The organism is Nocardioides sp. NPDC057577, assembly GCF_042801335.1.
Classification (GTDB): Bacteria; Actinomycetota; Actinomycetes; order Propionibacteriales; family Nocardioidaceae; genus Nocardioides.
The window spans coordinates 1-6,140 of sequence record NZ_JBHVGB010000254.1 but is presented as its reverse complement, the minus strand read 5'-3'; the positions used below and the strand labels follow the sequence as shown (position 1 = coordinate 6,140).

General features: G+C 70.3%; 8 protein-coding genes. 1 reads left to right on the top strand and 7 read right to left on the bottom strand.

Going from position 1 to position 6,140, the window contains the following annotated elements; all coding sequences use genetic code 11:
- Positions 1 to 41: 41 nt before the first annotated feature.
- From glpX to ACFU7D_RS28170, 5 genes are read right to left on the bottom strand one after another with little or no spacing between them, the layout of a single operon-like run.
- Complete coding sequence (gene glpX, locus ACFU7D_RS28190; RefSeq protein ID WP_378733050.1) at positions 42 to 1,061, bottom strand: class II fructose-bisphosphatase; 1,020 nt, start codon at positions 1,059 to 1,061, stop codon at positions 42 to 44.
- A 43-nt stretch (positions 1,062 to 1,104) separates the two neighbouring features.
- Positions 1,105 to 1,803 (bottom strand): sulfate/molybdate ABC transporter ATP-binding protein, encoded by a 699-nt coding sequence (locus ACFU7D_RS28185; RefSeq protein ID WP_378873519.1) that lies wholly within the window; start codon positions 1,801 to 1,803, stop codon positions 1,105 to 1,107.
- Positions 1,800 to 2,561 carry an ABC transporter permease gene (locus ACFU7D_RS28180; RefSeq protein WP_378873517.1) on the bottom strand — a complete coding sequence of 254 codons (762 nt, stop codon included), beginning with the start codon at positions 2,559 to 2,561 and terminating at the stop codon, positions 1,800 to 1,802. The genes ACFU7D_RS28185 and ACFU7D_RS28180 overlap by 4 nt, the downstream gene beginning before the upstream one ends.
- A 58-nt stretch (positions 2,562 to 2,619) precedes the next feature.
- Positions 2,620 to 3,381 (bottom strand): molybdate ABC transporter substrate-binding protein, encoded by a 762-nt coding sequence (gene modA / locus ACFU7D_RS28175; protein ID WP_378733044.1) that lies wholly within the window; start codon positions 3,379 to 3,381, stop codon positions 2,620 to 2,622.
- Positions 3,378 to 3,767, bottom strand: a complete 390-nt coding sequence (locus tag ACFU7D_RS28170; RefSeq protein ID WP_378873515.1) for a molybdopterin-binding protein — start codon at positions 3,765 to 3,767, stop codon at positions 3,378 to 3,380. The genes modA and ACFU7D_RS28170 overlap by 4 nt, the downstream gene beginning before the upstream one ends.
- 130 nt (positions 3,768 to 3,897) lie before the next feature.
- On the opposite strand from ACFU7D_RS28170, the gene ACFU7D_RS28165 reads away from it, so the two are divergent.
- Positions 3,898 to 4,521 carry a DUF4245 family protein gene (locus ACFU7D_RS28165; protein WP_378873513.1) on the top strand — a complete coding sequence of 208 codons (624 nt, stop codon included), beginning with the start codon at positions 3,898 to 3,900 and terminating at the stop codon, positions 4,519 to 4,521.
- Positions 4,522 to 4,625: 104 nt separating this feature from the next.
- Here ACFU7D_RS28165 and ACFU7D_RS28160 read toward each other — a convergent pair whose 3' ends face one another.
- Entirely contained in the window at positions 4,626 to 4,826 is a 201-nt protein-coding gene (locus tag ACFU7D_RS28160) for an exodeoxyribonuclease VII small subunit (protein WP_378873511.1), read from the bottom strand.
- Positions 4,819 to 6,066 (bottom strand): exodeoxyribonuclease VII large subunit, encoded by a 1,248-nt coding sequence (gene xseA, locus ACFU7D_RS28155; protein WP_378733096.1) that lies wholly within the window; start codon positions 6,064 to 6,066, stop codon positions 4,819 to 4,821. Before xseA ends, ACFU7D_RS28160 begins: the two co-directional genes overlap by 8 nt.
- Positions 6,067 to 6,140: the final 74 nt, after the last annotated feature.

Sequence of the window (6,140 nt, the reverse complement as noted above, 5' to 3'; positions counted from 1 at the left end):
CGATCTCTTCGCGTTCGCCCGGCGCAAGCGCCGGGCGAGGCTCAGAAATCGATGGCGCTGTAGGCCTGGAGCTTGGCGAGCTGGTGCTCCGAGGTGACCTTGCGGATCGTGCCCGAGCGGCTGCGCATCACCAGGGAGTCGGTGACGATGGCGCCGTGGGGGAGGTACTGCACGCCCCGCATCAGGTCGCCGTCGGTGATGCCGGTCGCGACGAAGAAGCAGTCGTCGCCGGTGACCAGGTCGTCGGTGTGGAGCACGAAGTCGGGGTCGAGGTTGTGGCCGGCGTCGAGGGCGCGCTGGCGCTCCGCGTCGTCCTTGGGCCACAGCCGGCCCTGGATGGTGCCGCCGAGCGCCTTCATCGCGCACGCGGCGACGATGCCCTCGGGAGTGCCGCCGATGCCCATCAGCAGGTCGGCGCCGGAACCGGCACGGGCGGCCGAGATCGCGCCGGCGACGTCGCCGTCGACGATGAACTTGATCCGGGCGCCGGTCTCGCGGATCTCCTCGACCATCTTGTCGTGGCGCGGACGGTCGAGCACGATCACGGTGATGTCGGAGGCCTTGGTGTCCTTCGCCTTGGCGACCGCGGCGATGTTCTCGGCGACCGGCAGGCGGATGTCGACGACGTCGGCGGCCTCGGGGCCGGTGACCAGCTTCTCCATGTAGAAGACGGCGCTGGGGTCGTACATGCTGCCGCGCGGGGCGACCGCCATCACCGCGACGGCGTTGCTCATGCCCTTGGCGGTCAGGGTGGTGCCGTCGATCGGGTCGACCGCGACGTCGCAATCGGGTCCGGTGCCGTCGCCGACCTGCTCGCCGTTGTAGAGCATCGGGGCGTTGTCCTTCTCGCCCTCGCCGATGACGACGGTGCCGTTCATGGCGACCGTGGAGATCATCGTGCGCATCGCGTTGACCGCGACACCGTCGGCGCCGTTCTTGTCGCCACGACCCACCCAGCGAGCGGCGGCCATCGCCGCTGCCTCGGTCACGCGCACCAGCTCCAGGGCCAGGTTGCGGTCAGGAGCGGTGGGGGCGACGCCGAGCGGCTGGGTGTCGTTCATAGGGGTCAATCTATCGGCCGGGCGCGATGGAGCGGCCACGGTGTCACTTGATCGATCCAGAGACAAGCCTCACAGCGAAGCCCGACTGCGGGTGCTCCAGAACCTGCTCGGTGGGGCCGTCCTCGACGATGTGACCGTGCTCGATCACCACCACCCGGTCGGCGAGCGCACGGGCGTCGGCCGCGTCGTGGGTGACGATGATGGCGGTCCGGTCCGCGAGGGCTTCGCGGAGTGTCTGACGCAGCGCAGGACGTACGTCGACGTCGAGCGAGGCCATCGGCTCGTCGAGCAGGAGCAGCTCGGGGTCGGCGGCGAGCGCCCGGGCCACCGCGACCCGCTGGGCCTGGCCGCCGGAGATCTGGGACGGCTTGCGCCCGGCGAGCGTCTCGGCACCGATCTCGGTGAGGTGGCGGGTGGCGAGCTCGTTGGCCTGCCGACGATGTACGCCGCGGGCGCGGGGTGCGAAGGCGACGTTGGCGAGCACGGACATGTGCGGGAAGAGCAGCGGGTCCTGGGCCAGGAGCGCGACCCCGCGGGCGTGCGGGGGAGTGGAGCCGAGGACGCGGTCGCCGAGGCGTACCTCTCCCTCGTCGGGACGGAGGAGTCCGGCGATCACGCCGAGGATGCTCGACTTGCCGGCGCCGTTGGGACCGGTGAGTGCGACCGTCTCGCCGGCGGCGACGTCGAGGGTGACGTCGATGCCGCGCTCCGCGATCACTGCCCGCAGATGAAGCCTGCTCATAGGGCTCTCCCGTGCCGGGCGAAGCCGATCACGGCGACCGCGACGACGACCAGCACCAGCGAGAGCGCGACCGCCGCGTCCGGGTCATCGACACGGAGCAGGTAGACCTGCAGCGGCATGGTGCTCGTGACGCCGGGGAGGTTGCCGGCGAAGGTGATCGTGGCGCCGAACTCGCCCAGGCAGCGGGCGAAGGCGAGGACCGACCCGGAGAGCAGGCCGGGACCGACCAGAGGGAGGGTGACCCGCCGGAAGACGGTGGTCGGGCGGGCGCCGAGCGTGGCCGCGACCGCCTCGTAGCGGGTGCCGCTGGTGCGCAGCGCGCCCTCGAGGCTGATCACCAGGAACGGCAGCGCGACGAACGTCTGCGCCAACACCACGGCGAGCGTGGTGAACGTGATCTGGAAGCCGACCATGTCCAGCGACTGGCCGAGGAGGCCGCGGCGACCGAAGGTGTAGAGCAGGGCCAGGCCGCTGACGACCGGCGGCAGCACGAGCGGGAGCAGCACCAGGGAGCGCAGCAGGCCCTGGCCCGGGAAGTCGGTGCGGGCGAGCACGGTCGCAAGAGGTACGCCGAGGAGGATGCACAACGCGGTGCTGGCCGCCGCGGTGCGCAGACTGAGCCAGAGCGCCTCCAGCGCGGAGGGCGAGGTGATCAGTGCGGGGAAGCTCGCCAGGTCGACGCGGAGGATGATCGCGGCGAGCGGGACGATGACGAACGCCGCGGCGAGTGCCGCCGGGAGCCACAGCCAGCGGGGCATACCGACGGACGGACCGGCCCCCCGCTGCCGGTCCGTCCGTCTGGACCTCCCGAGAAGATCAGGGCTGGCCGAAGCCGGCATCGCTCAGCACCTTCTGTCCCGCCTCGCTGAGCACCAGGTCGACGAACTCCTGGGCGAGGTCGGCGTCGTCCGCGCCGTCGAGGGTGCTGATCGGGTAGGTGTTCACGACCTGGTCGGACTCCGCGAACTCGACGCCCGTCACGGTGTCTCCGGCGGCGGTCACGTCGGTGACGTACACGAGTCCGGCGTCGGCGTCACCGGAGGTGACCTTGGCGAGCACGTCGCTGACCGACTGCTCCTCGCTGACCGGCTTGATGTCGACGCCCGTCTTCTCCTCCATCTGGGCGGTCGCGTTGCCACAGGGGACCTCGACCGCGCAGACGACGACCTTCGTGCCGGACTTGGCGAGGTCCTGGAAGCCGGCGATCTTGGCCGGGTTGCCCGGGGGCGTGGCGATCTCGAGCGTGTTGGAGGCGAAGTCCTCCGGGTCGGTGGCCAGGTCGCCGAGCTTGTCCATGTTCTTGGTGTCGGCCGAGGCGAAGACGTCCGCCGGGGCGCCGTCCTGGATCTGGGCGACCAGGTCCGAGGAGCCGCCGAAGCTGGTGGTCACCTTCACGCCGGGGTGGTCCTTCTCGAACTCCTCGGCGAGCTCGGTGAACGTATCGGTCAGCGAGGCCGCCGCGAAGACGGTCAGCTCCTTGTCCTGCGCCTCCTCACCGCTGCTCCCGCTGCCGCACCCGGCGAGCGCGAGGAGGGCTGTCACGGCGACAGCGGCAGAGATTTTCGTGTTCGTGATCATGGGCGCTCCACTATGACGTTGGTTGACTTGATCGAAGCCACGGCGCTGACGCCGGGTTCGAGCCCGAGCTCAATGGCGGCCTCGGCGCTCATCAGCGAGACGATCCGATAGGGACCGCACACCATCTCCACCTGGGCCATCACGGTGTCGACGGTGGTCCTGGTGACGATCCCGAGCATCCGGTTGCGGGCGCTGACCGCCTTCGCCCGGTCCGGGTTGGGCGCATCGGCCAGCTCCGAGGCCAGCGTGGCCAGGACGATGCCATCGATGACCGCGCGACCGTTCTCGGTGGTTGCTTCGATCCGCCCCGCATCGACCCAGCGACGCACGGTGTCGTCGCTGACGCCGAGGAGATCGGCGGCTTCGGCGATGCGGTACGTGGTCACCGGAGGAGTATCGCATCTGCGGTTCGATCATGCGCGATATCCCCTCATCTGCGGAACAATTTGCTCTGGCGTCTGGGCTTGGAAAAGCCGCGATTCGAGGGTGCATCGACCGCGTGGGACCATGGAGGGCGTGAGCGACACCGACCAGCAGCAGGCCCAGCCGTCGAGTCAGCCGGCGGGCGAGCAGCCGGAGACCCCGGCACGCAGCTACCCACGCACGTTCGGTGCCCTGATCGGGTCGATGATCTTCCTGCTCGTCCTCGTCGTCCCGATCGTGCTGATCGTGCAGTGGCGCGGCAACCTCGAGCGCGAGGTCAGCGGTGCCAACGAGACCTACAAGGCCGACTGGGCCGAGGCCGTACGCAGCGCCCAGGTCGCCGACCTCGACGTCGTCTACCCGCGCGAGCTGCCTTCGGGCTGGTACGCCAACACCGACCCGTCCTACCAGGGCGGCGGGGAGCCGGCCTGGACGATGTCGTTCGTCAAGGGCGAGACCTCCTACGTCGGCCTCGAGCTCTCCTCCCGCTCGGCGCAGGCGCTGGCTCAGAAGAACGTCGACACCCAGGCCAAGAAGGGCGACGAGGTCAGCATCGACACCGAGCTCGCCGACACCTGGACCGAATGGTCCGACTCCGGCGGCGACACCGGCTACTCGGCCGAGGTCGACGGCCAGACCTTGATGCTCTGGGGCCCCAAGGACGCGGACGTACGCGACTACCTCGCCCTCATCACCACCGAGCCCCTGAAGAAGTAGCGGCCCACCGCTGGTCGAGCCGCCGGAGCCGCTAGGCGGAGGCGTGTCGAGGCCAACACAGTCCCATCCGCGCTCGACGGGGCTGTGTTGGTCGCGAAGCGAGGTCAGTCGTCGGTGATGGCGGCGTCGATCTTCTTCCTGGCGCCGTCGAGCCACTCCTGGCACAGGGTGGCGAGCTTCTCGCCGCGCTCCCACAGGGCCAGGGACTCCTCGAGAGTGATGCCGCCGGTCTCGAGCTTGCGGACGACCTCGACCAGCTCCTCGCGGGCCTGCTCGTAGGACAGGTTCTTGTCGTCATCAGTCATCGGCTACATCCTTGGTGGGCTCAGTTTTCTCGATCGAGGTGATGGTTGTCGTCAGGCGGCCGTCGGCGAGGCGGATGCTGACGGCGGCGCCCTCGGTGGCGTCGGCGACGCTGGTGAGCACGTGTCCGTCGGCATCCTGGGCGACGGCGTACCCCCGTCTCAGCGTCTCCAGGGGTGAGAGTGCGCGAGCGCGGGCACGATGGTGGCCGATGTCGTCGGCGGCCCTGTCGAGGGCATGGCCGACGGTGCGGCGGGCACGGTCGCGCAGCGAGGTGACCTCGTCGCGCCGGGCGTCGATCAGCGAGCGCGGGTCGGCCAGCACCGGCCGTGAGCGCAACGCGTCCAGGAGCGTCTGCTCACGGTGGATCAGCGCGGCGATCCCGCCGCGGAGCCGGTCGCGTCCGGTTGCGACGATCCGCTGCTCCTCGACCACGTCGGGTACGACGAGCTTGGCCGCATCGGTCGGGGTCGAGGCACGTACGTCGGCGGCAAGGTCCAGCAGCGGCGAGTCGGGCTCGTGGCCGATCGCAGAGACGACCGGGGTGCGAGCGGCGTGCACCGCGCGGATCAGGTGCTCGTCGGAGAACGGCAGCAGGTCCTCCACCGAACCGCCGCCGCGGGCGATGACGATCACGTCGACCTCGGGGTCGCGGTCGAGCCGCTGCAGCTTCTCGACGACGTCGGCAGCGCTGCGGGCCCCCTGCATCGCGGCGTACGCCACCTCGAACCGCACCTGCGGCCACCGTCGCTTCGCGTTCTCGAGCACGTCCCGCTCGGCCGCGGAGTTGGCCGCGGTGAGGAGCCCGACCTTGGTCGGCAGGAAGGGGAGCGGCCGCTTGAGCTCGGCGGCGAAGAGCCCCTCGGCAGCCAGCAGCTGCCGGCGCTGCTCGAGCCGGGCGAGCAGCTCACCGAGCCCGACCGGACGGATGTCGCGGGCCTGCAGCGACAGGGTGCCGCGGTTGGCGTAGTAGGACGGCTTCGCGTGGATGATCACCGAGGCACCCTCGACCAGCGGCGGACTGAGGCTGTCGAGCAGGAACCTGGTGCACGTCACGGGCACCGAGATGTCGGCCACCGAGTCGCGCAGGGTCAGGAAGACGGTCTGCATCCCCGGCCGCCGGCTCAGCTGGGCCACCTGCCCCTCCACCCAGACCGCACCGAGCTTGTCGATCCAGCCGCCGATCGCGTTCGCGATCTGCCGCACCGGAGCGGGCGACTCGGGGGAGGTGTCCAACGCCATGGCTGCCACCCTAATGCCGCCGAGTCGGCTCATCCTGACCCAGATCCCGGCCGAGTCGGCGCGTCATGACGAGC

Bases quoted from the DNA above. Each gene is read 5' to 3' on its own strand.
- glpX (WP_378733050.1), bottom strand. From the start codon at position 1,061: ATGAACGACACCCAGCCGCTCGGCGTCGCCCCCACCGCTCCTGACCGC.
- ACFU7D_RS28185 (WP_378873519.1), bottom strand. From the start codon at position 1,803: ATGAGCAGGCTTCATCTGCGGGCAGTGATCGCGGAGCGCGGCATCGAC.
- ACFU7D_RS28180 (WP_378873517.1), bottom strand. From the start codon at position 2,561: ATGCCCCGCTGGCTGTGGCTCCCGGCGGCACTCGCCGCGGCGTTCGTC.
- modA (WP_378733044.1), bottom strand. From the start codon at position 3,381: ATGATCACGAACACGAAAATCTCTGCCGCTGTCGCCGTGACAGCCCTC.
- ACFU7D_RS28160 (WP_378873511.1), bottom strand. From the start codon at position 4,826: ATGACTGATGACGACAAGAACCTGTCCTACGAGCAGGCCCGCGAGGAG.
- xseA (WP_378733096.1), bottom strand. From the start codon at position 6,066: ATGGCGTTGGACACCTCCCCCGAGTCGCCCGCTCCGGTGCGGCAGATC.